The organism is Pedobacter sp. 01T416_2, assembly GCF_056398925.1.
The window spans coordinates 1-2,248 of the sequence record NZ_JBFTQI010000892.1 but is presented as its reverse complement, the minus strand read 5'-3'; the positions used below and the strand labels follow the sequence as shown (position 1 = coordinate 2,248).

The following is a 2,248-nucleotide window of genomic DNA, read 5'->3' as shown; positions in this document are numbered from 1 at the left end:
ACCTGTCCGTTACCAGTAGCACAATCCCACGCCGTTTCTTTGCTTTTTACCAGCGAAAACAGATAGTCATATAATTCTTGCGGATAAGTTGGCCGGTAGATAGCGTAATCGGCAGATTGGGTAGAAAAATTATCTTTCATTTTATTAATGATTGAATATTGAATGAGAGAAGGAGTGAGTGAATAAAGTGAAAAGGACTCAGCTCTTTCCTTATAAAATTATTATATTTTTGGTTAAGAACTGTTGTTTAAATTAAATTTCATTCAATCATTCAAAACTCTCTCATTCAATCATTATATATTATGGAAAAAGCATTACAACAGAACGAAATTAAAGATATAGAATATCGGTTGAAATCTATTTTTGGTGGTTCGGTCGGTAATCTTGTGGAGTGGTACGATTGGTATACTTATTCTGCTTTTGCGCTTTATTTTTCTCCTGCCTTTTTCCCTAATAGTAATCCAACTGCACAGTTATTAGATACTGCAGGTATTTTTGCAGTAGGCTTTTTAATGCGGCCTATCGGTGGCTGGCTGTTTGGCAGCATTGCAGATAGGTTAGGGCGAAAACGTTCGATGACACTTTCTGTACTCATCATGGCAATAGGCTCATTGATTATCGGTTTAACCCCAGGTTACAAACAGATTGGAATTGCGGCTCCTTTGTTACTCATTTTTGCAAGATTGATTCAGGGCTTGAGCACTGGTGGCGAATACGGTACTTCTGCCACTTACCTCAGTGAAATGGCCACTAAAAAACATAGAGGGTTTTATTCAAGCTTTCAATATGTAACCCTGATTGGTGGGCAGTTACTGGCTTTGGGTATTCAATTAATCTTGCAAAACTGGTTGCTTACACCTGCCGAACTGCACGATTGGGGCTGGCGGATTCCATTTTTTATCGGCGCGATACTTTCTTTCATCGCGCTGTACCTGCGGAGACATATCGACGAAACCTCGGCTTTTAAAAGCAAAAACTCGGGAGACAAAAAAGGTGGCATTACGGTACTGATGAAATATCCAAAGGAAGTTTTTACCGTAGTAGGCTTAACTTTGGGCGGAACGATTGCCTTTTATACATTTAGCACTTATATGCAGAAATTTTTGGTGAATACGGTTCACCTGAGTAAAGAAACCTCTACAACATTATCATTCATTTCTCTGTTGGTTTTTGCCATTATGCAGCCGCTGTTTGGCCTGTTATCCGATAAAATTGGGCGTAAACCTTTATTAATTGGTTTTGGTGTGCTGGGTACTTTATGTACTTATCCAATTTTAACCGGTTTGGCGGGAGAAACCAATACTACTATCATATTCTTGCTGATGATTGGCGCTTTGATTATTGTAAGCGGTTACACTAGCATTAATGCCGTAGTTAAGGCAGAACTGTTTCCCGCTGAAATCAGGGCTTTGGGCGTAGGTTTACCTTATGCTTTAACTGTTGCCATTTTTGGCGGAACGGCAGAATATTTTGCGCTTTGGTTTAAAAATATCGGCCATGAAAATTACTTCTATTGGTATGTAACCGGATGTATTTTAATCTCACTGATTTTATATACCACCATGAAAGATACCAAACACCATTCTAAAATTGAGGACTAATTTCTTGGAGCTTAATACAATATGGGGCGTCATTCCCAACTTGATTGGGAATCTTAATGCAATCAAAACATCCCTTTTTTGTAATGAAATGTTGATGTGTCAGTCTGAGCCTGTCGAAGACCTTTCTTTAAACAACTTAAGTAGTCCTCGTTTGTAACGAGGATTATCGAGATCTGCATTTGTAATGCAGATAAACAAACTAAATGGCGATAAAATCGCCTTTCTCCTCCATCCTCGTTGCAAACGAGGACGATGAAAGCGTTACAATCTCCGTGTCAATCTGTGCTTCCGTGGCAAAAAGTCTTTGCGAGGAGTTTACAAATAATTACTCACCTCAATTAAATTCATATCCGGGTCGCGGAGGTAAATAGAGATGATTTTCCCATTGGCGCCAGTGCGTTCTACAGGCCCTTCCTCAATTTCGATGCATTTTTCTTTAAGTTCCTGCATCACTTCGCGTAAGGGGAAATCGGTAATAAAACATAGATCGGCTGTTCCGGGCATGGGTTTGAAAGGTGAGTTTGAACCAAAAGCTTTCAAACCCATGCCCGGAACAGCCGATCTATGTTTTATTACCGATTTCCCCTTACGCGAAGTGATGCAGGAACTTAAAGAAAAATGCATCGAAATTGAGGAAGGGCCTGTAG

The 2,248-nt window shown here is 39.8% G+C and carries 2 protein-coding genes; one reads left to right on the top strand and one right to left on the bottom strand.

What is annotated here, in order from left to right:
* Positions 1 to 302 precede the first annotated feature (302 nt).
* A complete protein-coding gene (locus AC1DPQ_RS25480) occupies positions 303 to 1,601 on the top strand; it encodes an MFS transporter (protein ID WP_477611276.1) in 1,299 nt (432 codons plus the stop codon).
* 315 nt (positions 1,602 to 1,916) lie between these two features.
* On the opposite strand, the gene AC1DPQ_RS25475 is transcribed toward AC1DPQ_RS25480, so the two are convergent.
* On the bottom strand, positions 1,917 to 2,248 hold a 332-nt coding region (locus AC1DPQ_RS25475), incomplete at its 5' end, for a VOC family protein (RefSeq protein WP_477611275.1).

Bases quoted from the DNA above. Each gene is read 5' to 3' on its own strand.
- AC1DPQ_RS25480 (WP_477611276.1), top strand. From the start codon at position 303: ATGGAAAAAGCATTACAACAGAACGAAATTAAAGATATAGAATATCGG.